This is a genomic window from Mesorhizobium sp. M1403 (assembly GCF_040317695.1).
GTDB lineage: Bacteria > Pseudomonadota > Alphaproteobacteria > Rhizobiales > Rhizobiaceae > Mesorhizobium.
On sequence record NZ_JAMYKY010000004.1, the window covers coordinates 117,976 to 144,159 of the forward strand.

Genomic DNA, 26,184 nt, shown 5'->3' on the forward strand with positions numbered 1-26,184 from the left:
CGGTGCGCTTTTGCGCGCCCTGATTCAACGTGATGGAGGAGATGGCAATGCCGATCGAGTTCACGCATGTTCCCGGTAAGATCCACGCTGCCGACGCCAGCTTTTTCTACGACTTTGTCGAGACCGCGACGAAGCTGTCGCTGATCGAGGATGCCGGATTCCAGAAGATCGTCATCGACGACCAGGCCGGGCTGCTGACCAATATGGACCTTGCCGCCCAGACGCTGGACCGGACCTCCTCCCTCGAAGTCGTGCTCACGCATTGGGCGGGCGTGATCGAACCAATCGTGGCGGCGCGGCAGCTCGCTGCCCTCGACGCGAGAAGCGGTGGCCGGCTGTCGCTCAGGATGCTCAGCGACCCGCTGAGCGACGACGATGCCGAGGCACGTCCGGCCGGCCATACGGTGGTCTGGCAGCGCATCGACGAATATCTGGTGTTGCTGAAGCGGTTGTGGTCGAACGACAGGCCGTTCGACCATGAAGGCGCCTTTTACAGCATCAAAGGCGGCTATGTGTCGCGCAAGGGGCCGCATGGTGCCGATGTGACCATCCGCATGGGCGGGCAGTCGGGCACTGCACTCAGGGTCGCGGGCAGGCATGCGGACGTGTTCGAGCTGGCACCGGGCTCGCTTGCAGAAATCCGCCAGTCAATGGAGCGCGTACGCGGCGCCGCCGCCGAACACGGCCGGGCCGGCAAGCTGCGTTTCGCGCTTCCCGTCCGAATCCGTACGGCAGACAAACCTGCCGCTTCCTGCCGGAAGGCGGTCGAACTTGCCGGGCCGCCGGCGCAGGTCGCGCTGTCGCTGCTTTCCTACGCCGCTTTGGGGATCAAGGAGTTCATGATCGTCGGCGTCGACAGGCCGCGCGAGATTGCGACTGCCGGCCGCGAGGCGATCGCACTGCTGCGCAACTCACTGGCACGGCGCGAGGCGGATGCCCCTGCATCGGGGACGTTTGTGTCACGCGCGATACCGGGCCTGCGAGCCGAGTGCTGAAGAGCCGCCGTCGTCACGCACCTTGGCTGACGGATCCTACCACCATTCCGGGAAAGCCGCGTGAGCGGCCCTGGCCAGCGTCGGGATTTCCTGATCGGGAACGGAGCTGTAGGGCCAGAGCAGTCGCGGGCCGAGCGGCGCCCAGCCGCCGGCCGCGGCCATCACCTTGTCGAGTGCTGCATCACCGACATTGTAACGGGTGCGAAACGGTAGGACATGTGCGGCGAGGAAGGCCTGTATGCGGGCCTCGACCTCGGCAGCGGCGACCATATCGGTACGGATCATCCGCCACCACTGCACCGCGCCCTTCGGGTTGAGGCAGGCAACATTGGAATAGCTGCCATGGGCTCCCCCAGCATAGCCTGTCGCCAGCGTGTGGCCGGGGACGAAGACGGAGAATCCGTCCAGTTTGTGGCGCATATCGGCATACCAGTCGGCGTCACCGCCCGGCAGTTTGGCGCCGACCAGCGACGGCACGGCCGCGCGCAGCCGGGCGATGCCTTCGAGTGTCAGGCGACGCTTGGCGTGCGGCGGGTTGTAGAGCACCAGCGGCGTTTCGGGCGCGGCCTCGCAGAGGCGGCCGACAAAACGCATGACCTCGTCGTCGCTGGGCGGCCACCAGTCGGGCAGTGTGAATTGCACCGCCGCCGGGCCAAACGCCGAGACCCGCGTCAGCCGCTCCAGTGCGACGCGCGGATTGGACTGGCTGATGCCGATCTGGAAAGGAAGGCGCGCGCCGCCGGCTGTTGCGGCGACCAGCCCACAAAGCCGGTCGAATTCGGGCTCGGTCTGGCAATGGAATTCGCAGGCCGTGCCATTGGAATAGACGCCGTCGACGCCTGACGCGCAAAGCCGCGCGATCGTCTCTTCCGTCGCCTGCCAGTCGATCGCTCCGCGATCGTCGATGGCCAGCATCACCGCGCCCCAGACGCCGCGCGGTGCGTGTGCGGGCAAGCGGGCCAGATGGTCGTCGAGGTCAGCGTGCACCGGCGATCTCGTGTTCGTGGCGGGTTTCGTTCGACGCGAAGGCAGCCTCGATAATGCCGATGATCTTGCGTGCATAGAGACCGTCGACCGGCACCGGCGTGTCGTCGGCAATGGCATCGCGCATCGCGCTCCATTCGCGCACCAGCGCGTTGTGCATCCAGTTCGGTTCGAATGAACCGGGCAACTCGGTCCAGACCGTATCGCGTCCAAGCATCGTGCCGCGATCCATGTCGATGCGCAGCGTTCCCTGCTCGCAGACCAGATCCATGGCGTAGGTGGTAGCGCCGGTGCGATAGCCGATGCTCTGCACCTGGCCGATGCCGCCGCCGGCGAAGCGCAGCCCAAGCAAGGCGCTGTCGTCTGCTTCCTGGTCATGGAACTTGGCGCCGAGCATGCCGCTCACCGACACGACATCGTCATCCATCAGCCAGACCAGGCGGTCGAGCGCGTGGATGCCGGCCGTCAACAGCATGCCGCCGCCGGTCGACTTGCGCAGATGCCAGTCGCGGCGATTGTGCTCCATCCATAGCTTGATGATCCAGCTCGATCCGATGAGCGGCCGGCCGAGCTCTCCTTGCTCCAGCTTCTGCCTGGCTGCCATGCAGGGCAGGGCGAAATGCATGAGATGGGCGACCATCAGCTTGACGCCGCTATCGGTTACGGCGGCGTTGATCGCGTCGCAGGCAGCCGCCGTCGGCGCCATCGGCTTTTCGAGCAGGATGTGCTTGCCGGCGTTTGCTGCGCCGATGGCCATTTCGGCATGGAGATGGTGCGGGGTGGCAATGAGGACCGCGTCGACCTCCTTGTCGTCCAGCAGCTTGCGCCAATCAGTGTAGCCGCAGCCGCCATATTCGGCGGTGAAGCGCTGCAGCGCATCGGCATTTCCACGAGAGGCGGCGACGAGACGAATGCCTCCCACCTCACGGATTGCCCGCGCATGGGCTGCGCCGAAATCGCCGGCGCCGATAATTCCTATTCCAATCATGATCCTGCCTTTTCATAAGCGGCGTCGATCAGAGACATCGCCGCAACATAATCCTCGATGGACACCGGCGGAGGCGCCTTTCTGGCCAGCCGGTCAAGCGTATCGCGCATGAACAGACGATAGCGCGTTGCCGGCAGTTCGACCGGCAAATCGGCAACGGCCGCATCGTCGAGCGTTGCGCAGGTGGCATGGTCGCCATGATCGATGAGGGTGGCATTGGCACTGACGATACGCCACTCGAAGTCACCGCCGGGGCGCATCGAGGCAAAGGTGTAACCGGCCTCGACGATGAACACCGCGCCGGCCTCGTCTTCCAGCACCAGCAGCGCATGGTCCTCGACCGGGCCGGGATGAATGCGGTTCGCGATCGAAACGCTTTTCAGGCCGAGCTTGCCGGTTGCGAGGCTGAGTGCCGCGTCGACGCCGTGTATGCCGAGGTTCCTCAGCGCACCCCCGCCGCCAACCGCCGGATCGACGACCCAGGCGACACCGTCGGCGATGTAGCGTTGCGGCGGGCCGTTGACCAGCCGGAACTGGCAATGCGCCACCGGCCCGGCGCGACCTTGCCGGCGCAGCCGTTCAAAGCCGGCAACGGCCGGCCCGAAACGGTTGGGCAGGGGAACAGCGACAAAAGCCTGGTGCTGCCTGGCAAGCTCGCGCAGCGCCACCAGTTCCCTCGTATGGCTGGCCGCCGGCTTCTCCAGGATCAGCGGTATCCCTGCCGCGATGATCGCGCGTGCCCGCGCCGGCACCATCGAAGGGTGCCCCATCAACAGGATCGCATCCGGCGGGCTGGAGAGTATCTCCGTGAAATCTTTGATAAACGGCAGATCGTGGTGCGCGGCGAACCCATGCGCTTGGCCAGGATCCTCGTCCCAGATGCCGGCGATCTCCGCACCGTAAAAGCGTGCGGCGTCGAGGTGCATTTCGGCGTGCCAGTGGCTCGAGCCGGCGAGGGTAATCTTCATTCGAAGGCAGCAGGTTTGTTATGGGCTTGCAGGATATCCTACAAGTAGCTATACGACAAGCGGGCAGGCTAATCCGGCGGATGATGAAAGCAGTGGGATGGCGGAACTGAAGTCGATCGAACCGTTGAGCAGACCGCCGCTTCTTCACGTCACCGTGCAGGAAAGCCTCAGGGCCTATATCGAAAGCAACCAGCTCAAGGCAGGCGATCCCTTGCCGCCGGAAACGTTCCTGGCGCAGCGGCTCGGCGTCGGCCGCAACTCCGTGCGGGAAGCCATCAAGGCGCTGGAATCGATCGGCATCCTGGAGACGCGGCGCGGCATCGGCGTCTTCGTCAAGGAGTTCTCGTTCAAGCCGCTGCTGGATAACCTGGCATACGGCTTGCAGGATTCGCTGCGCGATGTCGAAGAGCTGCGCGAAATCCGCCGCGTGCTGGAAACCGGCCTCATCGCCAAGACGATCGAGATGATCAGTGCCGAGGATATCGAGGCGCTGCGCCAGTTGACCGAGCGCATGCGGCAACGTGCCGAGCGCCATGAGAGCTTCGCCGAAGAGGACCAGCAATTCCACCAGCTGCTGTTCCGCTGCCAGAACAATCACATGCTGAGCGCACTGATCGACATCTTCTGGACGGCGTTCGACAAGGCCTCGAATTTCACCAATCTCGATAATCCGACGCCGCTGGCGACATGGCGCGACCATCACGAGATCGTCGAGGCTGTCGCCGCCAAGGATGTCGACCAGGCGCGTCGGCGGCTCGACGACCATTACCGGGGGATCCAGCAGGTTATCGCCAAAAACCGAGCAAGCTGAAGAACAACCTGAATATGCCAAGGGAGGAAACCATGCGCATCAGGACCATCGCATTCTCAGTCGCCGGGCTGCTGCTCGCCAGCATTGCCCCATTGACCAATGTCCAGGCACAAAGCGCCAAGACCATTGCGGGCGGCTTCGACGTCGGCCCGGGCGGTTTTCCCAAGAACTTCAACCCGCTGGTCGCGACCGGCGGCTACACCTGGCTCAGCACCTATTTCGAACCGCTGGTCATCTTCAATGCCGGGCTGACCGAGATCGAAGGCGACCTCGCCAAGGACTACAAGATCAGCGACGACCAGCTGAGCTATACGTTCAACCTGGTCAACGAGACCTGGCATGACGGCAAACCGTTCACCTCGAAGGACGTCAAGTTCACCCTCGAGCTTGCCAAGAACAAGGCCTCCGGCAGCCTGTTTGCCGCCCGCCTCGCCAACATCGCCTCGGTCGATGCACCGGATGACCACACCGCAGTGGTGAAGCTATCGAAACCGAACGGCTCGTTTCTATCCATCCTCTCGCAGCTAATGATCCTGCCGGAGCATGCCCTGGCCGCTCTGCCGCCGGAATCACTGGCGACAAGCACCTGGTGGTCGACCGCTCCGGTTGGCACCGGCCCGTTCAAGTTCAAGCGCTACGTGACCGACCAATATGTCGAACTGGCAGCCGATGACGACTATCGCAGCGGCAAGCCGAAGGTAGACGTGCTCATCAACCGCTATTTCGAGTCGCCGGCGGCGGCCGTCGCCGCGCTCCGCGCCGGCGAGATCCAGTTCACCTATGTCGAGCCCGACGATGCGGCATCCTTCAAGAGCGACAGCAATTTCAAGGTGATCGAAGGTGCCTCGTACGTGGTCAACTATATCGGCCTGAACCAGAAGGTCGACCTGTTTAGGGATATCCGTGTCCGCCAGGCGATTATGTATGCGATCGATCGCAACGCCATCATCGACAGCCTCTACGGCGGTGCCGCCAAGCCAGCCAATTGCGGCTATGTCGCGCCGCATCTCGTTCCGGCAGACCTCGAACCCTATGCCTACGATCCGGCAAAGGCCAAGGCGCTGCTGACCGAGGCGGGCTGGGACAAGATCAATGGCGACAAGCCGATCACCTTGCTGACCTATTACGGCTCGCCGCAAGCCGCCAATGTGATGGCCGCTGTCCAGTCGATGCTGGCCGAGGTCGGCATCAATGTGGTGCCGCGCGTCGTCGATACGCCGACCTACAATGGCATCGTCTACAAGCAAGGCACGCCGGACTGGAATGCATTTCCGATGGTTTATGCCGGCCTGCAGAACGGCCCCAACCCGGCCGGCCTCAATCCCGGCCTCAACAAGTCGCAGATTCCGCCGGCAGGCTTCAACACCATGCGCATCGAGTTCGACGACCTGAGCACCGCGTTGGACGCCGCGCTCGGCCAAACCGATCCGGCCAAGCTCGATCAATCCTGGCAGGAGGTCTGCAAGGTCATGAACAAGGAGCTACCCTGGGCGACGTTGTGGGTGGCCAACCGCTATGGCGTGGCCTCCAACAAGCTGCGTGACTTCGTCTGGACGCCGGCGCCGGGCGGCGGTCCTTATGCAGCTCACCCCGAGCGCTGGGACATCCAGTAAGAACTCCGCAACCAAGCGAGCAGGCGGAACCACTTTGGCGCCGCCTGCCACGGCCACGGAAAGCCCATGTTGAGCTTCATCGCCCGCCGCAGCGCCACAGGACTGCTGATGCTGGTCGCGCTCAGCGTCCTCATCTTCATCCTGCTGCGGCTGGCGCCGGGCGATCCGATCGACGCCTATATCAACCCGTCGGTCCCCATGTCGGCTTCCGACCTCGAGGGCCTGCGCGAACGGCTCGGGCTCGATCGGCCGCTTCCCGTGCAATATCTCGCCTGGCTGCGCGCGGCGCTGAGCGGTGACTTCGGCTATTCGATCCAGCGCAGCGGCGTTGCCGTGCTGCCACTGGTCATGGAACGCATCGGCCCGACGGCGCTGCTGATGGGCACGGGCCTGGCGATCGCCATCGTGCTCGGCATTTCCGCCGGCATTTTCAGCGCGGTGCGCCGTAACGAACCGTCCGACATCGCGCTGTCGGTGCTGTCGTTTATCGGTATCTCCAGCCCGGCTTTCCTGACGGCGCTGCTCGGTCTCTATTTCTTCTCAGTGCTGCTGCGCTGGGCGCCGTCCGGCGGCATGCAGACGGCCGGCGCGCCGTTCTCGATGACGGATGTGCTAGCGCACCTCATCCTGCCCGCTTGCCTGCTATCGATCGGCCATGCCGCGCTGATCATGCGCTACATGCGCGCTTCGCTGCTGGAAGTGCTCAACCAGGACTACGTGCGGACGGCGCGCGCCAAGGGCGTGCGCGAGTTCTGGGTGATCATCAAGCACGCCACCCGCAATGCGCTCTTGCCGGTCATTACCCTGATCGGCTCGACCGTCGGCATCGCCGTCGGCGGCGCCATCTTCCTGGAAAGCGTGTTCAACTGGCCGGGCATGGGACTGCTTCTGGTCAACGCCGTCGGCACCCGCGATTACCCGGTGATCATGGGCGCTACCCTAGTGATCGGCGTTTGCGTCATCCTGGTCAACCTCTTGACCGACGTCGTCTATGCCGTCGTCGACCCGCGCATTCAGGTGGCATGATGGCAATCACCGCGCCAGATCCTACAGTTGACCCGACAGCCGTGCCGCAAACCAAAGGCCCGCTTCGCCGCGCGTTCGACCGCTTTTTTGAAAACCGAGCGGCACGCGCCGGGCTTTTGATCGTCATCCCGATCCTGTTGGCGGTTTCGACCTATCCTCTGTGGTGGCCGTTCGGCCCGAACGCCATCGACCTCAGGGCGATGAACAAGGCGCCGTCCGCCATTCATTGGCTGGGCAGCGATGGCGTTGGGCGTGATGTCATGGCACGGTTGCTGCAAGGCGGGCGGATCTCACTGCTGGTTGCCATCTGTTCGGTTGCCATCTCGACCGTCATCGGCTTCCTGATCGGCGCCGTCGCCAGCTTTGGCGGGCGTCTCGTCGACGGAACGGTGATGCGCCTGGTCGATCTGGCGATGACGCTGCCGCCGGTGATCTTCCTGCTGGTGCTGGCTTCGATTGCCGGCACCGGCATCGCCCCGACCATCCTGGTGATCTCGCTGCTCTCCTGGCCAGTGCTGTCGCGCATGGTGCGCGCCCGGCTGCTCGAACTGCGCGAGCGCGATTTCGTCGTTGCGGCCCGGGGCATGGGCGCGGGGCTGCCGCATCTGCTGTTCCGGCATGGCCTGCCCAACTGCATCGATATCCTGGTCGTCTACGCCACCTTGCAGATCGCCAACGCTATCCTGCTCGAGGCCGGCCTGTCCTTTCTCGGCCTTGGCATCGCACCGCCAGAAGCCAGCTGGGGCAACATGCTCAATCTCGCCCGCTCCACCGTCGTGCTGGAAAATTACCCGTGGCAATGGATGTTCCCGGGCGCCGCACTGGTGCTCACCGTCCTCGCCATCAATTTCATCGGCGACGGCTTGCGCGATGCATTCGATCCTCGCTCCGATCTCAACTGACCTCAAAGGTTCATCAAAATGCCCCTGTTTACCGGCGTCGTGCCACCTGTCGTCACCCCGCTCAATGCCGATTTCAGCATCGACTTCCCGTCGTTCACCCGCACCATCGAGAACCTGCTCGACGGCGGTGTCCACGGGCTGTTCGTGCTCGGCTCGACCAGCGAGGTGGTCTTCCACGACGAGGCAGGCCGCAGGGCCATCCTCGAGCATGCAGTCAAGGTCAATAACGGCCGGGTTCCGATCTTCGCTGGGGTCATCGACCCGACGACCGATCGTGTCATCAACCACGCCCGCATCGCCAGATCGGCCGGCGCCGACGCTATTGTTGTCACCGCGCCGTTTTATACCCGCACCAGCCAGCCGGAGATCGGCGACCACTTCCGCTATATCAAGGATGCGATCGACATTCCCGTCATCGCCTACGACATCCCGGTCTGCGTTCACGTCAAGCTGGAGCGCAAGACCACGGTCGGCCTCGCCAGGGAAGGCGCCATCGCGGGCATCAAGGATTCCAGCGGCGATGACGGCAATCTGCGTTACGTGCTCAAGGATATGGCCGACGATCCGGGTTTCTTCGGCATGACCGGCTCCGAGATCCTGGTCGACAGTGTGCTGGCCATGGGCGCGCATGGCGTCGTGCCGGGCCTCGCCAATGTCGATCCGCACGGCTATGTGAGGCTGTGGAAGCTGATGCAGGCCGGCCAGCATGCCGAAGCTCGCCTGGAGCAGGAGCGGTTGTTGAAGCTGTTCGAGATCGTCTGGATATCGCTTGGCAGGACAAGTGCCGGCTCGGCCGGCGTCGGCGCCTTCAAGGCAGCGATGAAGAGCCTCGGCATCATCGCCTCGAACACCATGGCGCGGCCGCAACGCAGCCTGAACCAGGAGGAAACCGCGAAGATCGATATGATCCTTCGCGATGTGGGGCTGCTCCGCTGAGTGTCGCGCCGATCCTCTCGATTTCCGGCCTGCGCGCGGTGTTCCGCATTGCGGGGCGCGACATCGCGGCGGTAAGGGATGTCGACCTGACGATCGGCGCCGGCGAGACGGTGGCGCTCGTCGGCGAATCCGGATCCGGCAAATCCGTCACCAGCCTGTCGATCATCGGCCTGTTGCCAAAGAGGGTCGGACATATTGCCGAGGGGTCGATCGCGCTGCGGCGCAAGAACGGCACGGTCACCGAGTTGACCGGCCTCGATGCCGAGTCGCTGCGCAAGATACGTGGCAACGAGATCGGCATGGTGTTCCAGGAGCCGATGACCAGCCTCAACCCGGTCTACACGATCGGCGAGCAGATCGCCGAGCCGATCCGCATCCATCTCGGCAAATCGCACCGCGAGGCAGAGGCAGACGCGGTGCGGCTGCTGGAGCAGGTCGGCATTCCCGATCCGAAGCGGCGGGCGCGACAATATCCGCACGAACTTTCGGGCGGGATGCGCCAGCGCGCCACTATCGCCATGGCCCTGTCCTGCGATCCAGGCTTGCTGATTGCCGATGAGCCGACGACCGCGCTGGACGTCACAATCCAGGCCCAGATTCTCGATCTTTTGGCCGAGCTGCAGGCGCAGCGCGGCATGGGCATCCTGTTCGTCACCCACAATCTCGGCGTCGTCGCCGAAATCGCCGACCGGGTAGCGGTGATGTATGCCGGGCGTATCGTCGAAACAGGTCCGGTGAGCGAAGTGTTCACCCGCCCGCGTCATCCCTATACGGTGGGGTTGATGCGCTCGGTGCCGAGGCTCGGCGAGGCCACGGCGCTGAAGGTGGCGGGAACGCCGCTGCCGACCATTGCCGGAAATGTTCCGTCGCTCGCCTTGCTGCCCAAGGGCTGTTCCTTCGCGCCGCGCTGCCCGATGGCTATCACTGCCTGCCGCGCCGCGGTGCCGCCATTGTTTGCGGCGACGCCGACCCAGCAAAGCCGCTGCCTGCGCTGGGAGGAGCTCTGATGGAGGGCGCCCCGTTCCTATCGGTCAAAAACCTGACCAAGCATTTTGCGCCGACCGCGTTTTCGCGCGGCCCCATCGTCAGGGCACTGGAGGATATTTCGTTCGAGGTCAGGCGTGGTCAGGTGGTCGGGCTGGTCGGCGAATCCGGCTCCGGCAAGACCACGATCGGCCGCTCGGTGCTGCGTCTGATCGAGCCGACATCCGGCCAGATCAGCTATGGCGGCACCGACATCACCAGGCTGGGTGCCGCCCAGTTGCGCCGCCAGCGCCGCAAGATGCAGTATATTTTCCAGGATCCCTTCGCCAGCCTGTCGCCGCGCATGACGATCGGGCAGATCCTCACCGAAGGCTTGGACATTCAAGGCATTGGCAGGAAATCCGAGCGGCGGGCGAAGGCCGAGAAGGCACTTGCCGCGGTCGAGTTGCCGGTCGACGCCTATGATCGCTACGCCCATGAATTCTCGGGCGGCCAGCGCCAGCGCATCGGCATCGCCCGGGCGCTGACGCTCGAGCCGGAATTCATTGTCGCCGACGAGCCGGTCTCGGCGCTCGACGTCTCGATCCAGGCCCAAATCATCAATTTGTTGCGCGACCTGCAGCTCCGGCTTGGGCTGACCATGCTGTTCATTTCGCACGATCTGGCCGTGGTCGAGTACATCTGCGACACGGTCATCGTGCTCTATCTCGGGCGCATCATGGAGGTTGCGCCGGCGGCCGAGCTCTATGCCCGGCCGCAGCATCCCTATACGCGCGCGCTGCTGTCGGCCATTCCGTCGCTCGATCCGTTGGCCAGGCAAGACCGGCAGGTGCTCAAGGGCGATATTCCCAGCCCGGCAAACCCGCCGTCGGGCTGTGTTTTCCGGACCCGTTGCCCGTTTGCGCTGGAGGCTTGCGCCGGGGCTATGCCGCCGCTGAGGGCGACAGCCGAGGGTCATCTGAAGGCCTGCATCCGCGACGACATCGCTTAGGTTTTTTGCCCTCGGCCTACGGGAGAACTTGGGCGAGATGGACAAGGTCGTCGGCCACAAAGTCCCAGCTCTCACGAGGCGAGAGATCGGTCGTCTGCGCCGGACCATGCTCTTTCGGCCGAGCAACAAAAGCGGTTCCGATACCGCACCTTCGTGCCGCAGCCAGGTCGTCGTTATGCGCGGCGACTAACACGGCCTCCGAAGGTCGCACCCCCAGGATCTCCACTGCGCGGAGATAAGCCTGTGGCGCAGGCTTGTAGGTGCCGAACACATCCGAGCCAAGGACGGTGTCCCAAGGCAGGCCGGCGCGCTTGGCCATGTCCAGCAACAGCCGGGTATTGCCCCCCGACAAGGGCGCGATGATGAAGCGTTCCTTCAGCCTCGCAAGGCCTTTCAGCGAATCGGGCCACGGCTCCAGCCGGTGCCAGGCGAGATTGAGTTCTTCAAGTTCGGTGGCCGGCAGCGCGGATGGGGTTAGCCCGAACTGGACGAAGGCGGCGTCCAGATTCTCCTTGTTGATCACGTCGAGTGAAACGAAAGGCCGGTGCCCCGTCCGCACCGCCTCGGTCGAGGCGTCATAGCGCAACGCCCATGCATCCGCGAATTCACCGGGATCGACCTGCTGTGCACCGTTTCGCGCGAGGAAGGCGCCAGCCTCCCTTGCAATACCGTTGCGCCAGTCAACGACGGTTCCCAGAACGTCGAAGAATAGAACTCGAGTAGCGGTCATATTGAGCTTTCCGGTCGGGTTGCGGTGGGTGTCCTGCCGCATCGGTCGCGATAGGACGGATCGGCCTCGTCGAGCTGCTGATCAGATAATCGAAATGTTTAAAAGCCTGATCGCGAAGGTGGTTCCCCCGACCTCATTGAAACGTCGTCGACGCCAACCCATATGCAATCCGCGTCGGATGTTTCCTCCCATTCGTCCGGCGCGTTCCCCTCTGAAGGTTTTCGACCTTCACATCTGGCCGGGCTTTGCAGCCCGGCCCTTTTTCTGCGGGTTGGTGAGTGAGCCGAGATCATGGCGCAGGCGTGCCCAGCGTATCGATGCGTTTGGTCAGCGCCGCGGGATCGCCAAGCACCCGCAGCGTCTTCAGCCGCGCGGTGCCGCCGGCGACGATCGAGACCGCTGACGCCGGCACATCAAGAGCCTTGGCCACCAGCCTTTCCAGCGCTCGATTGGCGACGCCGTTTTCCGGCACGGCGCGGACACGGGCTTTTAAATAGCTTCGCCCATCCGCCGATGTCTCGATGCCTTCCAGCCTGTCCATCGCTGATTTCGGCGTCAGCCGGACGAACAGGTCGGTGCCGTCGGCGCGCGTGCGGAACGGCGCGCTCATGGGACGCCTGAACTCAGACGACCAGCGAAAGCACGGTGGTGAGCAGGAACTGCCGGATGAAGAACAGGATCAGCAGCAGGATGATCGGCGAGATGTCGATGCCCCCGAGATCTGGCATGAAGCGGCGGATCGGCCGCAGCGCCGGCTCGGTCAGCCGATAGAGCATGTTGCTGATGGTGTCGACGAACTGGTTGCGCGAGTTGACGACGTTGAAGGCGTAGAGCCAGGAAAATATCGCCGAGGCGATGATGATCCACCAGTAAAGGTCAAGCGCCATGACAATGGTCTGAATTAGGGCGATCATGCCGGTCTCCGATTGTTGCCGACATGTAGCCACTGTAGGTGAAAGCGGCAAGAGCCGCCTTCCGCCGCATGGCAAAGCCGGACGAGCGGCCGAACGGCATTTCGGCAGCAAGCGCAGTCTTGACAGGAAACCGCAGCGGCCGATAAAAGCCCCCATCCGCTGGACGGGGCTGTAGCTCAGCTGGGAGAGCGCGTCGTTCGCAATGACGAGGTCAGGAGTTCGATCCTCCTCAGCTCCACCAGCGGATTTTTCGAATCCCCTTGCCTGGTTGCATGCCGAAGACAGCGGCCTTGGGCGCTGTTCCGCTTGCGCAAGCTTACTCGGGCAGGGGCGATTTCGCGACGCCGAGAGAAGGCCGCTCGCGACTTGCGGCCATCGACCGGCGTTTACGAACGCGTTAGGCATCGGGCGGCAAAGATCAGCCTCTCAGGTCGCTCGTCCGGCAGGCCAGAGGGCGTTGCCTCCTTCTCCAACCTTCCGAACGACCCCCTAACCTTGCTGCGCTGAGCGTCGCTTCGGCACCATGACCACCTCGAAAAACGCCCCGTAAGCCATCCGTAAGCCACGTTATCGGAACCTCACCCCGTCGATAAAAGTCGATTGCCGCAGGCCCTTCGCCTGTGTCCATCGATCAGGCGGCGGGGGTTTGAAATGGCGGCTACTTCAGCACTTCGAGACAAAATCCGCGACGCCGGACCGAGCGCGCAGAGCGGTTCCAAAGGTTCTCAGCGCGGCCGGCACATAGCATCACCGGCAGTCTGCAAGCGCAGTTCCAGCGCGTCTTCAGGGCGTGCCGGCCGAAGCCCGCCAGGCTCTCGCAAACAGCTTGAATCGGCACATGCCTGCAATCGGCTCTAGGGGGAAGAGCCGATGTCGAAGCTTCACGCCAACCTGCTTCTCCTGCTTGCCGCCGCTTTGTGGGGTTTCGGCAATGTCTCGCAGAAGACTGTGCTCGGATATCTCGACCCGCTGAGCGCGGCCGGCATGCGCTGCCTGATCGCCGGACTTCTGGTGCTGCCGCTGATGATTGGAGAAAGCCGGGTAGCGAAGACCAAAGGTTTTCGCGCCAGCTTGGCAAGGGTCGGCGCGCTATTCGCCATTTCGATCGTTCTGCAGCAGATTGCCTATCTCGGCACCTCGGTCACCAATGCCAGCTTCCTGATCAGCACCGCGACCGTGATGACGCCGGTTGCAGCGTGGGTTCTGGTCGGGGAGCGGCTGACCGCGACGGTCGGGTTTGCCGCCGGCATGACCCTGATCGGCGCGCTGCTATTGTCTGGCGGCATCGCCGGCTTCAATGGCAGCGACACGACGGTGGTGCTGTCGGCCGCATGCTATGCATTGTGGACGGTCGAGCTCGGCCGCCACATGCAAACCCATGGGCGCCCGTTTGCCACCATGGCGGCGCAGTTCCTCGGCACTGCGGCGGTCACCCTGCCGCTAGCCCTCTCGCATGGCAATTTGTCGGTCGCGACGGCACTCGATGCCTGGCCGCAACTGCTTGTGCTCGGCGTGTTCTCGACTGCCGCCGGCTTCGGCATCCAGACCGTTGCCCAGCGCTTTACCTCTGCCTGCCACGCAGCGGTGATCGTCAGCGCCGAAAGCCTGTTCGGCGCGACTGGCGCCGCCCTTTTTCTCGGTGAGCGGATCTCGCCCATGGGGGCTCTCGGCGCGATGATGATGCTCGGCACCATCCTCTATCTCGTCACCTCGCCCGGGCCGGCGAATCCGGCCGATCCCGTCATATCATCGCTGGAGGGAGCTCCATGAGCTTTGCCGACGCGAGCGGATTCCAGGCTGGGCTTGCGCTCGGCATGGCCTCGATGGCCTCGATAGGGCCGAACAACCTGATGATGATCAGGGAAGGCTTGCTGCGCGGGCGGGTGATGTTCGTGGCGAGCCTGGTGTGGGCGACCTATGTCGCCCTGATCGCCATCTCCTATATGCTCGGCAGCTCGATCGCCGGCCTCGATCCCTCACTCGGAACGGCGCTCTCCTGGCTTGGCCTGGCGGCGGTCTCCTGGTTTGCGGTGAAATCCTTTCGTGCAGCATTGGCCGTCGGCGAGGCCGAGGACCGCTCCGGCAAGGCCGAGACCAGCCGCTCCTGCGTAGCCCGCGTCATGGGCGTGGTCGGGATGAACCCGCTGACCTACGTCGAGCGGCTGTTCGTGCCGGCGGCGTTCGGCCAGTCTTTCGCTGCGAGTGGTACGCAGCTCGAATTCATGGTGACGCTGATCCTGATGTCGGCGCTCGGCTGTTACGGCTATGCGCTCGGCGGCGGCCTCGTGGCGCCGCTGCTGCGCAGCCGTGCCAGCCTGCGCATCTTCGATCTCATCTCCGGGCTCATCCTGTCCACCGTCGCATTGGTCATGGCCGTGGGGCTCGTCTCGCCATGACCGCCCGTAGCAAACGCCCGCTCATCGTGCCGTCAAATGCCACCGCAGCTGAAAAGGAGGATCCAATGCAATTCGACAACGACCGTGCGCCGTTCGGCCGGCATTTCGCGCTTTCAATCTGGAACGACGCGCCGGCCAGCTGGCGTGATGCCTCCGGGCTGGTCGATCGCCTCTCCTTCGAGCCGTCGATTATCGACTTAAAACCGAAATCTGCCGGCCCCAGTCGGACCGCCCGGGCGGTGTCGCGATTTGCGGCTGCCATCCGGGCGCGCATTTCCGGTCCGGGCGGCTACTACAATCTTGGCAACGCGCTGGGGCTGGCAATGGGCGTGGCGATGCAGCTCGCCACCGGCCCTGAATGGGGTGCCGGCACCCTGTTCGACTATTTTGCCGGCAGCGGCAGCGCCGTGGCGTTGACGCTGGCGACGTCGATCTTCTTCTGCAGCGGCGAAGTCTATCACCGCGCCTGGGCTGGCCGCGATGTCCCCGATCCGGCGCTTAACCGGCGCGCCGATCTCCTGTCGGGGCTCGGCGCGATCGGGCTCGGCGTAGCGCTGTTCCTGCTCGGCCAACCGGTGCTGGCTGCGACTGCCGGACTGCTGCATGCGTTGGGAAAATTCGGCAGCGCCGTGTCCGGCATGATTGTGCCCGGTTGGCCGGCCAGGTGGCCCGATCCGTTCCGCAGCGCAGTGTTGGCCAGCCGCCTGCCTGCGGCATTGGCGGCAGCCCTTTCGGCCGGCTCCGCCGTGCCTGAAGTGTGGTCGGGGGCCTCACCCGCCCTTGTCACCGCGCCGCTGACATTGCTCGCCTGCTACGCGCTGTGGGCGAGGGCCGACCTTCTGCTGTTTGCCGACGCCGGCGAAAGCCCAGCAACCCGTTCCGCCGCGGCGGGGCAGGGCGACTAGAGCCGCGCCCGCAGGACCATCGTTCAACTGAAGCCAAATGGAGACAGAGCCATGTTCGGAATTTTCAATGACGACGATGCGCCTTCCCTGGAGGGGCTGCTCTATCCGACGCAGACCCGTATCGGCACCGTCTGCGTGTTCGGCGGCGCCCGCGCCGGCAACGACCGGCGCCTCGCGCAAGCGGCCGCGGCGCTGGGCCGCGAAATCGGCAGTGCCGGCATCCGCCTCGTCTATGGCGGCGGCGGTGAAGGGTTGATGGGCGCCGTGGCTTCCGCTGCGGCAGACGCCGGCGGCGAGGTGATCGCGATTGCGCCGCACTTCCTTCTGGAGCGGATGCGGATGCCGCGCGGCGTCGCCCAAATCGTAGCGGTTCCGGATATGCACATGCGCAAGCGGCTGATGTTCGACTATGCGGATGCATTTGTAGCGCTGCCGGGCGGAATCGGCACCATCGAGGAACTGGCCGAAGTGATGACCTGGCGCAAGCTCGACCGGCACGACAAGCCGATCCTGGTCGCCGACTTCTTCGGTTTCTGGTCGCCCTGGCTCGACCTGCTCGATCATCTCGAGGAGGCGGGGTTTCTCAGCGGCCACGTGTCGACGGCATGTCTTGTTGCCGACGTGCCGGCGGCAATCCTGCCGATGCTGCAGCGCGGCGCCTGCTTCACGCAAACGCAGCAAGGCGCGAGTACCGTCGGGCGCACCGCTCAATCTCTGGCACCCGTGGCGACACCATGACCGGAGCTGTCGATATGAAGGACCGCTTCGAAGCCATAGCGAACCCAAGCTGCCGGTTCGATATCTGGGACAATGAGAGCGGCGAGCCCGTGGTCCATCGCGGCCGATTGCTCTCCTTTGCCACGACCAAGACGGCGGAGCGGATCGCCGGCTTCCTCAACGAGACAGCCGCGGCCGGTGAGGCCGAGCCGGCCCGAGAAGGGCCGGGCAAGGCTTAGACTAGTCCGCGCTTTGCCATCATTGCTTCCGGTGAAGGCATCTTGCCGCGGAAGGCGGTGTAGAGTTCTTCGGGGTCCTTCGAGCCGCCGGCGGCGTAGATGTTCTTGCGCAGCCGCTCGGCCAGCGCCGGGTTGAACGGATCGCCTGCTTCCTCGAAGGCGGCGAAGGCGTCGGCGTCGAGCACTTCCGACCACATGTAGGAATAATAGCCGGCCGAATAGCCATCGCCGGCAAAGATATGGCCGAAATGCGGAGTGCGGTGACGCATCGCGATGGTGTCCGGCATATTGAGCCTTTCGAGCGTTTCGGCTTCGAAACGAAGCGGCTCTTGCGGCGCCTCCGGGCGCGCATGGTAAGCCATGTCGACCAAGGCCGAGGCGGTGAACTCGACCGTGGCGAAGCCGGCGCCGAAGGTGCGCGCCGCCAGCATCTTGTCGACCAGCGCCTTTGGCATCGGCTTGCCGGTCCTGACATGCAGCGCATGTTTTTCCAGCACGGTCGGCACCGTCAGCCAGTGTTCGTAGAGCTGCGAAGGCAGCTCGACGAAATCGCGGCTGACCGAGGTGCCAGCGACCGACGGCCAGGTGACGTCGGTCAGCATGCCGTGCAGGGCATGACCGAATTCGTGGAACAGCGTCTTGGCTTCATCGACCGACAGCAAGGCGGCCTCGCCGGCCGGCGGCTTGGCGAAATTCATGATATTGTAGATGACCGGCTTCGAGCCAGGACCAAGCTTATAGCCGGATTTGAGTGCACTCATCCAGGCGCCGGAGCGTTTCGAGGGTCGCGCGAAATAATCGGCGAGGAAAAGGCCGCGCTCGCTGCCGTCGGCATTCTTCACGACGAAAACACGTGCGTCCGGATGCCAGGTGGCAATGCCCTTCTTTTCCTCGAAAGAAATGCCGAACAATCGTGTCGCCACGTCGAAACAGGCGTCGATGATGCGGTCGAGCTGCAGATACGGCTTCAGTTCGGCCTCGTCGAAAGCGAATTTCTCGGCGCGCAGCTTCTCCTGATAGAAGCGCCAGTCCCAGGCGGCGAATTTTTCATTGCTGCCGGCCTCGGCCGCCAGCCGCTGCAATTCGGCCTGGTCGGCGGCGGCCTTCTCCAATGCCTTTTTCCAAACCGGGTCGAGCAGCGTATGCACCGCCTCCGGCGTCTTGGCCATTGTGTCGTCGAGCTTCAACGCGGCATATGATTCGTAGCCGAGCAGCTTCGCCTTTTCGGCGCGCAGGCGCAGCATGTCGCGCACTACGTCCGTGTTGTCGGTGGCGCCGCCATTCTGGCCACGCATGATGAAGGCGCGGAACGCTGTTTCGCGCAGGTCGCGGCGTTCGGAGAAGGTCGAGAATGGCTCGTAGATCGAGCGCGACAGAGTGACGGCATAGCGGCCTTTCTGGCCGCGCATCTCGGCGGCTTCGGCCATCGAGCTTTTCAGGAATTCCGGCAGGCCGGCAAGGTCGGCCTCGTCGAGGAACAGCGCCCAGTCGCGCTCATCGGCAAGCAGGTTCTGGCCGAAATTGGTGCCGAGTGACGACAATTCCTCGTTGATCGACGCCAGCCGCTTCTTGCCTTCCGCATCGAGCCTGGCACCGGAGCGGACGAAGTTTTTCCAGGTCTTTTCCAGTACGCGCAGCGTTTCGCCATCGAGTTTCAGAGTCTCGCGGCGCTGGTAGAGATCGTCGATGCGGGCAAAGAGGCGCTCGTTCATCGAGATCGCTGAGAAATGCCGCGACATTTTTGGCGAGACGTCGCGCTCCAGTGCCTGGATCGCCTCGTTGGTGTGAGCGCCGGCGCGGCACCAGAAGATCGATGAGACATGGTCGAGAGCCTCGCCGGCGAGTTCGAGCGCGGCAAGTGTATTGTCGATGGTCGGCGTCCCGGTGTTGCCGGCAATCGCCTCGATCTCGGCCTCATGGGCCTTCAGGGCAGCATCGAAGACCGGAGAAAAATCGCCGTCGCCGATGCGCGTGAAATCAGGCAGGCCGAGCGGCCCTTGCCATTCAGTCAGCGGATGGGCGGCGAGGTCGACGGGCGGCATGGGCAAACTTTCGCTGAGTGGCGGGAGGAGGCGGATCGTCACCGATGTAAGGCGCCGGCTGGTTGCGCGCAACAGCACGCCCCGTTCATGATTTCCTCAGTAGCCCTCGCAGTTTTCGGCGATCGCGGCTTGCGAGCTAGCGGTGATCTGGTCGTTGGCGACCGCAAAGGTCTCCTGCATCAGCATGTCGTTGCTGGGAAAATCATAGCAGGCGATCACAGTGGTGACGCCGCCCTCGGATTTCTCAATCCGGTGGCGGATTTCGGCCCCGGCGACGGCACCTTGCCACTCGGCGATCGAGGCGATGAATTCCTGCTTGCTTTGCACGACGCCGAGGTCGTCGAGCTTGATGCGGACGTTGTCGGCAAGCAGGTCCGACAATTCGGTGCGGTCGGCGACCAGCAGTGCCGAATACCAGCGGTCGATGATCGCGCTATCGTCGGCGCTGGCGACATTTGCCGAGCACAGCAGTGCTGCCGCCGCGAACGCGAACCGAGCTCGCACCATGCCTCGTCTCCTACTCCGTCTCCGGCCGCTCGAAATCGCCGGTGTCCTTGTTCATCACCCAAAGCTCGCCGGTCGAAATATCGAACCAGGCGCCATGCAGCGACAGCCGCCCTTTGCCTTCGAGGATCGAAACACAAGGGAAGGTGCGCAGATTGGCTATGGAATAGCGGATCGAGATGCGCTCCAGCGCGGTCTGGCGCTCGGTCGCGGTCATGAAGGTGCTGGACGATACGGTCTCGGCCGCCGGCGCGATCAGGCTCATCCATTTGCCGATGAAATCGCCCGGCGACAACGGTGCGGCCGTGGTGTCGAGTGCCGCGCGGATGCCGCCGCAGCGGCCGTGGCCCATCACCACGATGTTCTTGACCTTGAGGCTCTGCACGGCAAATTCGAGCGCCGCCGATGTCGAGTGGAACTGATCGTCGGGCGCATAGGGCGGCACCAGATTGCCGACATTGCGCAGCACGAACAGTTCGCCGGGCCCGGCATCGAAGATCGCTTCGGGCGCAGCGCGGGAATCGCAGCAGGCGACGATCATAGTTTCCGGTGCCTGGCCTTCCCGGGCCAGTGCGCGATAACGCCCGCTTTCGGTGAGATAGCGGCCACTCATGAAATTGCGGTAGCCGGTGAGAAGATGCTCGGGAAGGTGGGGCATGGGCAGCGGCGGGAGCCTTTCCGGGTTAAAGGCACGGTTCAATCCCGAAAGGCTCTAGCGCATCGGCCCGAAAATCGGAACCGATTTTCGGAGGCGCGGAGACGCAGGTTCAAAGCATTGCAGCGTACTTTGTAGGCAGGCTCTCTCCAGAGTGCCTATTGCGCCGTCCACCCGCCATCCATCGGCAAGGTTGTGCCGGTGATCTGCTTGGCCGCATCCGAGCACAGGAACAGCGCCAGTGCCGCAAGCTCCTCGACGGTGACGAATTCTTTGGTCGGCTGGGCCGCGAGCAGCACGTCGTGCTTGACCTGTTCCTCGGTCATGCCGCGTGCCTTCATGGTGTCGGGGATCTGCTTTTCGACCAGCGGCGTCCAGACATAACCAGGTGCGATCGCATTGACGGTGATGCCGGCTTGCGCTGTCTCCAACGCCACTGTCTTTGTCAGGCCAGATATGCCGTGCTTGGCCGCCACATAGGCGGACTTGAAGGGCGAGGCGACCAGCGCATGTGCCGACGCGGTGTTGATGATGCGGCCCCATTTGCGCGCCTTCATGCCGGCCAGCGCCGCCTTGATGGCATAGAAGGCCGCAAGCAAATTGATGCGGATGATGGCTTCCCATTTTTCGTCGGGAAATTCCTCGATCGGCGCGACATGCTGGATGCCGGCATTGTTGACCAGGATGTCGAGGCTGCCGAAGGCTTCCTCGGCCTCGCGGACCATGGCAGTCACCGCCGCGCCGTCCATCATGTTGGCGCTGGAGTAGCGGCACTGGACGCCGAAATCGGCTTCGATGCCGGCGCGCTCCTGTTCGATGGCGGCCGCATCGCCGAGACCGTTGATGGTGATGTTGGCGCCTTCGGCGGCAAGGGCGCGGGCAATCGCCAGACCGATGCCGCTGGTCGAGCCGGTGACGAGGGCGTTCTTGGAAGACAGGAAACCCATGATGATCTCGCGAAAGGTAGGAGGGAACGGCGATGCTGGTGTGCGTCGCAGCATGACCATGCCATCGCCGTGTGTCGGCGCGATTACAGCGCTGTGGCAGTCCAACGGCCTTCAGCTGCTGGCGGCAGGCTGACACGGCGTTGTCATGGTGCCGTGCAAGATAACCGGTGCGCACTCGCGCGGTCATTCCTGCAGTACATGGGGGAGCAGCTTGGAAAATCGCCGATGTCGTGAAGCGCGCCTATGCCATGCCGCTCACCAACCCGTCCTTCCCGCCCGGGCCCTACCGTTTCTTCGACCGCGAATACGTCATCATCACCTATCGTACGACGCGCGAAGCCCTCGAGGCCGTCGTGCCGGCGCCGCTGGAAATCGACGAGCCGCTGGTCAAATACGAGTTCATCCGCATGCCGGATTCTACCGGCTTCGGCGATTATACCGAGACCGGGCAGGTCATCCCGGTCCGCTTCCAGGGCCAGCATGGCACCTATGTCCACTCGATGTTTCTTGACGACGATGCACCGATTGCCGGCGGACGCGAGCTCTGGGGCTTTCCCAAGAAGCTTGCCAGCCCGAAGATCGTGCATGAGGGCGAGGTGGTTGTCGGCACCTTGCATTACGGCAGCGTTCTGTGCGCCACCGGCACGATGGGCTACAAGCACAGGCCGGCCGATCACGGCCAGATTCTCGCCTCGCTCGCGGCGCCCAATTTCCTGATCAAGATCATCCCGCATGTCGACGGCACGCCGCGCATTTGCGAGTTGGTGCGCTATCACCTCACCGACGTGACGTTGAAGGAGGCCTGGACAGCGCCGGCGGCGCTCGATCTCAGGCCCCATGTCATGGCCGACGTGGCGCGGTTGCCAGTGCTCGAGATCGTCTCGGCGGTTCACTTCATCGCCGACCTGACGCTCGGCCTTGGCGAGGTGGTTTACGACTATCTCGCCGGACGCGAGCGGTCAGTCAGTCCAAATCTGGAGGCATTCAGCCGTGCTTGAACGCAACACCAAGAGGGCCGTCGCCACCATCGAGGAAATCTCGGCGCAGTACGACCGCGTCGCGCTGGTGTTCCAGGGCGGCGGTGCGCTGGGCGCCTACCAGGCCGGGGTGTACCAGGCGTTGGCCGATGCCGGCTGCGAACCGACCTGGTTCTCCGGCGTCTCGATCGGCGCGATTAATGCAGCGATCATAGCCGGCAACGAGCCGAGCCGCCGGCTGCAGCGGCTCGAGCAGTTCTGGCAGACCATTTCCGGCCGCAAGATCTGGGCCTATACGCCCGAGGGCGACGTCTACCGGGACATCCGCAACCGCACCAGCTCGTGGATGACGATGACGATGGGCCAGCCCGGCTTTTTCAAGCCGCGCCATCCCAATCCGTGGTTCGAGCAGCCAGGCGCCGAGGGCGCTACCAGCTTCTACGACACCGCCGAGCTTAAAGAGACGCTGGAGAGCCTGATCGATTTCGACGTGCTCAATGACGGCAAGAAGCGGCTCAGCGTCGGCGCGGTCATGTCAGGACCGGCAATTTCGTCTATTTCGACACCGAGAAGGTGCGCATCGGGCCGGAGCACATCATGGCAAGCGGCGCGCTGCCGCCGGCCTTCCCGTCGATCCGCATCGAAGGTGAGCATTATTGGGACGGCGGCATCGTCTCCAACACGCCGCTGCAATATTTACTCGACCAGGAAGAGGACCGCAGTTCGCTGGTGTTTCAGGTCGATTTGTTCAGCGCCCGCGGCGCCTTGCCGCGCGGCATGGCCGATGTTTTGTCACGGCACAAGGACATCATGTATTCAAGCCGCACACGCCAGAATACCGACAACTTCCAGCGCATCCATGCGCTGAAGATGAAGCTGCTCGATGCGCTGAAGCGCGTCCCCGTCGAGTTACTGAAAGAAGGGGAGCAGGAATTGATCGCGGACTATTCGGATGCCGGCGTGGTCAACATCGTCCACCTGATCTACCAGCATAAAGGCTATGAGGGGCACGCCAAGGATTACGAATTCTCGGGCACCTCGATGCGCGAGCATTGGGAGATGGGGCTGGAAGACACGCAGCGGACGCTGCGCCATCGCCAATGGCTGACACTGCCGACCAATGTCGAGGGCGTCGCCATCCACGACCTGCACCGCGAAGATCCGACTTAAAGCGCGCCGCGCGCTTGACCGGCCTCAGAACCGCAGTTTGGCGCCGGCGCGCAGCAAAAGCCAGTAGAACAGGCCGGTCGCGCCGACCGCGAGCAGCATCGCCAGGATGAAGCCGCTGGGGCTGTCGGTGAATGGCAGCCCGCCGGTGTTCATGCCGAATATGCCGACGATCAGGGTGCCCGGCAAAAGCAGTGCGCTCATCACTGCCAGCGCCTTGAGGCTGCGGTTCGATTCGTCGGCAAGCTCGGCCGCAAGCTCCTCCTGCAGCAGCCTTGCCCGGTCGTTGATCATGACGACCTCGCGGTCGAGCCGTTCCAGGCGGGCAGCAAGCCGGCGCAGAACTTCATGTGCGCCGGCGGAAAGGTTCCAGGCGGAACGGTCTTCATCCTGGAAAAGTGCTGCCAGGGCCGAGATCGGCCGATGCAAGGATACGGCAAGGCGGCGCACATCCTTCAGCTGTCGTCTTTCGTCGGCAAGCCGCTCGGTCACGAGATGGTCCTCGACCGCATCGAGCCGCTTCGTCGCCGCGGCGAGCCGCAGGCTGGTGGTCTTGCAAAAAGCCATGACCAGCGTTTCGAACAGCTCGAATGCTGTGGCGGGCCGCAGCCCCGCGGCAAGGGCGGTGTGCACTTCCTCCACCGCCGCCAGCGGATGGCGGCGGCCGGTGACCAGCAGCCGCTCCGAGACCGCAAAATGCAATCTGCCGATGGTCGTCGACTGATGGGCGATCTCGCCATGCAGGTCGGCGGAAATGCCGTGGACGACCCCATTCTCATACGCCAGCACCAGGCTGTCCTCATGTCCTTCGAGGATTGCATGAGCCGACGCCGGCAGCGCGCAGGCATGGCTGACCCAGGAATGGGCGCGCCGGTCGACAAGGTCGACATGCAGCCAGACCCAGCCGTCCAGTGAGGCCAGCGCGGCCTCTATGTCCCGGGGCGCCAGCGATTCGGGAGCTTTGCCGGGAGCGGCATGATAGGCCCAGACCAGCCCGGGGGCATGATGCTGGTCGTCCGCGGCAAGCAATGTCAGATGCGATGCGTCATTCATGGCCGCCGCCGAGACAATGCACGTTCAGGATCCGGGCGGCGCCGGAGCCGGCGCCGCGACATTCTGGCCAAGTCCTATCCCCGCTCAGAATATCTGGCGGAAGATGACGAACAGCACGAAGGCAAGACAGATGGAGACCGGAAGGGTCAGTATCCAGGCCATCAGCATGTTGCGCACTGTCGACCATTGCAGGCCCGAGCCGTTCGCCGCCATGGTGCCGGCAACGCCCGACGACAGCACATGGGTGGTCGAGACCGGCAGGCCGAGATAGTCGGCCGATGCGATGGTCGCCATTGCAACAAGCTCTGCGGACGCACCCTGGCCGTAGGTCAGATGGCTTTTGCCGATCTTCTCGCCGACGGTGACGACGATGCGCTTCCAGCCGACCATGGTGCCGAGGCCGAGCGCCAGCGCGATGGCGACCTTGACCCAGAGCGGGATGAACTTCGTCGCGTTGTCGACCGCCTTGTGATAGGTCGTCACCGCCTTCAGGTCGTCGGCCTCCATCGGCAGCAGCTTCTTCTTGTCGATCAGTTTCAGCGCTTCACCGATAAGATAGATGTTGTTGCGGGCGTTGCTGACCAGCGTTGTCGGCAGCTTTTCCACGGACGGATAGGGCGACAACATTGCGCTAGTGTCGTGGATGAAGCTCTGCAGGGCAGGCGTGGTCTCGTCCTTCCAGGTCTTGGTGCGAACGGCGTCACCGACCACGGTTGCCGCGTCGGTCACGGCGACGCCGGGCTTGACGTATTTGCCGAGTACCGTTTCGACCTGCGTCGCTGCGGACTTGTAAGCTTCGAGATAGTTCACGTCCGGTGTGCGGTTGAGCGCGAAGGCGGTCGGCACCACGCCGATCAGGATGAGCATGATGAGGCCCATGCCCTTTTGCCCGTCATTGGAGCCGTGGGCAAAGCTGACGCCGGTGCAGGTGAAGATGAGCAGCGCCCGGATCCACAGCGGCGGCGGAGCGCTCGACTTCGGCGCCTCGTAAAGCTCGCGGTTCCTGACCAGCAGCTTCATCACCAGAAGCAGCAGCCCAGCCAGGCAAAACCCGACCAGCGGCGAGATCAGAAGCGACAGGCCGACATTGCTTGCCTGCGACCAGTCGATGCCGCTGGTGATGGAACCGGCCGGCGCCGTGAACTGGTTGGCGAGGCCGACGCCGATGATCGAACCGATCAGCGTGTGCGAGCTCGAGGCAGGCAGGCCGAGATACCAGGTTCCGAGGTTCCACATGATCGCTGCGACCAGCAGCGCAAAGACCATGGCCAGCCCGGAGCTCGATCCGACCTGAAGGATCAGTTCGACCGGTAACAGCGAAATGATGCCGAAGGCGACCGCCCCGCTGGCGGTGAGCACGCCGAGGAAGTTGAAAAAGCCGGACCACATCACTGCAAGCTCGGCCGGCATGGAATGGGTGTAGATCACCGTTGCCACCGCATTGGCGGTGTCGTGAAAACCGTTGACGAATTCGAAGCCGAGCGCGATCAGCAGCGCCAGGCCAAGCAGGATCCACGGCACCGCGACGGTGCTGGTCAGGTCCTGGCTGAGCGCGTAGCCGACATAGGCAAGGCCGCCCAGGATGATGACGGCGAAGGCCGGCAGAAACCATTTGCCGGTGCTGTTCGGCCGGTCGAGCGGATGCTCCGGCCTTGGAATTCCTGCTTCGCTGGAAACAATATCGACCATACCCCACTCCTCTTGCATTGCAGCAAAGAATGGGAGGACGCTAGGTCGGCA

At 63.8% G+C, this 26,184-nt stretch carries 27 protein-coding genes, 1 tRNA gene and 1 pseudogene; 17 read left to right on the forward strand and 12 right to left on the reverse strand.

Going from position 1 to position 26,184, the window contains the following annotated elements; genetic code table 11:
* Positions 1-47 precede the first annotated feature (47 nt).
* Entirely contained in the window at positions 48-995 is a 948-nt protein-coding gene (locus tag NKH01_RS10105; protein WP_353020079.1) for an LLM class flavin-dependent oxidoreductase, read from the forward strand.
* 36 nt (positions 996-1,031) lie between these two features.
* On the opposite strand, the gene NKH01_RS10110 is transcribed toward NKH01_RS10105, so the two are convergent.
* Genes NKH01_RS10110 through NKH01_RS10120 form a run of 3 tightly spaced genes read right to left on the reverse strand, consistent with a single transcriptional unit; the run spans position 1,032 to position 3,935 of the window.
* Complete coding sequence (locus NKH01_RS10110) at positions 1,032-1,982, reverse strand: dihydrodipicolinate synthase family protein (RefSeq protein WP_353020081.1); 951 nt, start codon at positions 1,980-1,982, stop codon at positions 1,032-1,034.
* A complete protein-coding gene (locus NKH01_RS10115; protein ID WP_023721344.1) occupies positions 1,972-2,967 on the reverse strand; it encodes a Gfo/Idh/MocA family protein in 996 nt (331 codons plus the stop codon). Before NKH01_RS10115 ends, NKH01_RS10110 begins: the two co-directional genes overlap by 11 nt.
* Positions 2,964-3,935, reverse strand: coding sequence for a Gfo/Idh/MocA family protein (locus NKH01_RS10120; protein WP_353020082.1), 972 nt, complete (start codon positions 3,933-3,935; stop codon positions 2,964-2,966). The genes NKH01_RS10115 and NKH01_RS10120 overlap by 4 nt, the downstream gene beginning before the upstream one ends.
* Positions 3,936-4,032: 97 nt before the next feature.
* Between NKH01_RS10120 and NKH01_RS10125 the strand changes: the two genes are divergently transcribed.
* The 7 genes from NKH01_RS10125 (at position 4,033) to NKH01_RS10155 (ending at position 11,198) form a co-directional block, all read left to right on the forward strand.
* Positions 4,033-4,746, forward strand: a complete 714-nt coding sequence (locus NKH01_RS10125; RefSeq protein ID WP_031194640.1) for a FadR/GntR family transcriptional regulator — start codon at positions 4,033-4,035, stop codon at positions 4,744-4,746.
* 32 nt (positions 4,747-4,778) lie between these two features.
* Positions 4,779-6,359: an ABC transporter substrate-binding protein gene (locus tag NKH01_RS10130; RefSeq protein ID WP_352494093.1), complete on the forward strand. Its 1,581-nt coding sequence runs from the start codon at positions 4,779-4,781 to the stop codon at positions 6,357-6,359.
* A gap of 66 nt (positions 6,360-6,425) precedes the next feature.
* A complete protein-coding gene (locus NKH01_RS10135) occupies positions 6,426-7,385 on the forward strand; it encodes an ABC transporter permease (protein WP_352480994.1) in 960 nt (319 codons plus the stop codon).
* Entirely contained in the window at positions 7,382-8,287 is a 906-nt protein-coding gene (locus tag NKH01_RS10140; protein WP_502896308.1) for an ABC transporter permease, read from the forward strand. The genes NKH01_RS10135 and NKH01_RS10140 overlap by 4 nt, the downstream gene beginning before the upstream one ends.
* Positions 8,288-8,305: 18 nt before the next feature.
* Complete coding sequence (locus NKH01_RS10145) at positions 8,306-9,223, forward strand: dihydrodipicolinate synthase family protein (protein ID WP_353020083.1); 918 nt, start codon at positions 8,306-8,308, stop codon at positions 9,221-9,223.
* Complete coding sequence (locus NKH01_RS10150) at positions 9,220-10,230, forward strand: ABC transporter ATP-binding protein (protein ID WP_352494231.1); 1,011 nt, start codon at positions 9,220-9,222, stop codon at positions 10,228-10,230. Before NKH01_RS10145 ends, NKH01_RS10150 begins: the two co-directional genes overlap by 4 nt.
* Complete coding sequence (locus NKH01_RS10155; protein WP_352788029.1) at positions 10,230-11,198, forward strand: ABC transporter ATP-binding protein; 969 nt, start codon at positions 10,230-10,232, stop codon at positions 11,196-11,198. Before NKH01_RS10150 ends, NKH01_RS10155 begins: the two co-directional genes overlap by 1 nt.
* 16 nt (positions 11,199-11,214) lie before the next feature.
* Here the strand turns inward: NKH01_RS10155 and NKH01_RS10160 are convergent, their stop codons facing one another.
* The 3 genes from NKH01_RS10160 to NKH01_RS10170 form a co-directional block, all read right to left on the reverse strand.
* Positions 11,215-11,970, reverse strand: a complete 756-nt coding sequence (locus NKH01_RS10160; RefSeq protein WP_352788026.1) for a haloacid dehalogenase type II — start codon at positions 11,968-11,970, stop codon at positions 11,215-11,217.
* A 247-nt stretch (positions 11,971-12,217) separates the two neighbouring features.
* Positions 12,218-12,538, reverse strand: coding sequence for a DUF167 family protein (locus NKH01_RS10165; RefSeq protein WP_353020085.1), 321 nt, complete (start codon positions 12,536-12,538; stop codon positions 12,218-12,220).
* A gap of 13 nt (positions 12,539-12,551) precedes the next feature.
* Positions 12,552-12,842 (reverse strand): YggT family protein, encoded by a 291-nt coding sequence (locus NKH01_RS10170; protein WP_023678162.1) that lies wholly within the window; start codon positions 12,840-12,842, stop codon positions 12,552-12,554.
* Positions 12,843-13,007: 165 nt separating this feature from the next.
* Here NKH01_RS10170 and NKH01_RS10175 point away from each other — a divergent pair.
* The 6 genes from NKH01_RS10175 to NKH01_RS10200 all read left to right on the forward strand — a co-directional run bounded on the left by NKH01_RS10175 (position 13,008) and on the right by NKH01_RS10200 (position 17,099).
* Positions 13,008-13,083: transfer RNA gene (locus tag NKH01_RS10175), tRNA-Ala, on the forward strand.
* A gap of 629 nt (positions 13,084-13,712) precedes the next feature.
* Positions 13,713-14,612: a DMT family transporter gene (locus NKH01_RS10180; RefSeq protein WP_353020087.1), complete on the forward strand. Its 900-nt coding sequence runs from the start codon at positions 13,713-13,715 to the stop codon at positions 14,610-14,612.
* On the forward strand, positions 14,609-15,238 hold the full coding sequence (locus NKH01_RS10185; protein WP_023721330.1) for a LysE/ArgO family amino acid transporter: 630 nt from the start codon (positions 14,609-14,611) through the stop codon (positions 15,236-15,238). The genes NKH01_RS10180 and NKH01_RS10185 overlap by 4 nt, the downstream gene beginning before the upstream one ends.
* A 65-nt stretch (positions 15,239-15,303) precedes the next feature.
* Positions 15,304-16,143, forward strand: a complete 840-nt coding sequence (locus tag NKH01_RS10190) for a hypothetical protein (RefSeq protein ID WP_353020089.1) — start codon at positions 15,304-15,306, stop codon at positions 16,141-16,143.
* Positions 16,144-16,194: 51 nt separating this feature from the next.
* A complete protein-coding gene (locus NKH01_RS10195) occupies positions 16,195-16,881 on the forward strand; it encodes an LOG family protein (protein ID WP_353020090.1) in 687 nt (228 codons plus the stop codon).
* Positions 16,878-17,099 (forward strand): hypothetical protein, encoded by a 222-nt coding sequence (locus tag NKH01_RS10200; protein WP_023721327.1) that lies wholly within the window; start codon positions 16,878-16,880, stop codon positions 17,097-17,099. Before NKH01_RS10195 ends, NKH01_RS10200 begins: the two co-directional genes overlap by 4 nt.
* Here the strand turns inward: NKH01_RS10200 and NKH01_RS10205 are convergent.
* From NKH01_RS10205 to NKH01_RS10220, 4 genes are all read right to left on the reverse strand, one after another.
* Positions 17,096-19,147 carry a M3 family metallopeptidase gene (locus tag NKH01_RS10205; RefSeq protein ID WP_353020222.1) on the reverse strand — a complete coding sequence of 684 codons (2,052 nt, stop codon included), beginning with the start codon at positions 19,145-19,147 and terminating at the stop codon, positions 17,096-17,098. The two genes, NKH01_RS10200 and NKH01_RS10205, sit on opposite strands and share 4 nt — an antisense overlap.
* A gap of 90 nt (positions 19,148-19,237) precedes the next feature.
* Positions 19,238-19,648, reverse strand: coding sequence for a nuclear transport factor 2 family protein (locus tag NKH01_RS10210; protein ID WP_353020091.1), 411 nt, complete (start codon positions 19,646-19,648; stop codon positions 19,238-19,240).
* A gap of 10 nt (positions 19,649-19,658) precedes the next feature.
* On the reverse strand, positions 19,659-20,303 hold the full coding sequence (locus NKH01_RS10215) for a carbonic anhydrase (protein ID WP_353020092.1): 645 nt from the start codon (positions 20,301-20,303) through the stop codon (positions 19,659-19,661).
* A gap of 155 nt (positions 20,304-20,458) precedes the next feature.
* A complete protein-coding gene (locus NKH01_RS10220) occupies positions 20,459-21,247 on the reverse strand; it encodes a 3-hydroxybutyrate dehydrogenase (RefSeq protein ID WP_352481115.1) in 789 nt (262 codons plus the stop codon).
* 248 nt (positions 21,248-21,495) lie between these two features.
* On the opposite strand from NKH01_RS10220, the gene NKH01_RS10225 reads away from it, so the two are divergent.
* The 3 genes and pseudogenes from NKH01_RS10225 to NKH01_RS10235 all read left to right on the forward strand — a co-directional run bounded on the left by NKH01_RS10225 (position 21,496) and on the right by NKH01_RS10235 (position 23,394).
* Positions 21,496-22,245: an acetoacetate decarboxylase gene (locus NKH01_RS10225; protein WP_353020223.1), complete on the forward strand. Its 750-nt coding sequence runs from the start codon at positions 21,496-21,498 to the stop codon at positions 22,243-22,245.
* A 109-nt stretch (positions 22,246-22,354) separates the two neighbouring features.
* Positions 22,355-22,863, forward strand: a pseudogene (locus NKH01_RS10230) (patatin-like phospholipase family protein); the annotation flags it as partial.
* 171 nt (positions 22,864-23,034) lie between these two features.
* Positions 23,035-23,394: a DUF3734 domain-containing protein gene (locus NKH01_RS10235; protein WP_353020224.1), complete on the forward strand. Its 360-nt coding sequence runs from the start codon at positions 23,035-23,037 to the stop codon at positions 23,392-23,394.
* A 24-nt stretch (positions 23,395-23,418) separates the two neighbouring features.
* Here NKH01_RS10235 and NKH01_RS10240 read toward each other — a convergent pair whose 3' ends face one another.
* Together NKH01_RS10240 and NKH01_RS10245 are read right to left on the reverse strand one after the other, a co-directional pair.
* Positions 23,419-24,444: a transporter gene (locus NKH01_RS10240; RefSeq protein ID WP_353020093.1), complete on the reverse strand. Its 1,026-nt coding sequence runs from the start codon at positions 24,442-24,444 to the stop codon at positions 23,419-23,421.
* A gap of 84 nt (positions 24,445-24,528) precedes the next feature.
* Entirely contained in the window at positions 24,529-26,133 is a 1,605-nt protein-coding gene (locus NKH01_RS10245) for an inorganic phosphate transporter (protein ID WP_353020095.1), read from the reverse strand.
* Positions 26,134-26,184: the final 51 nt, after the last annotated feature.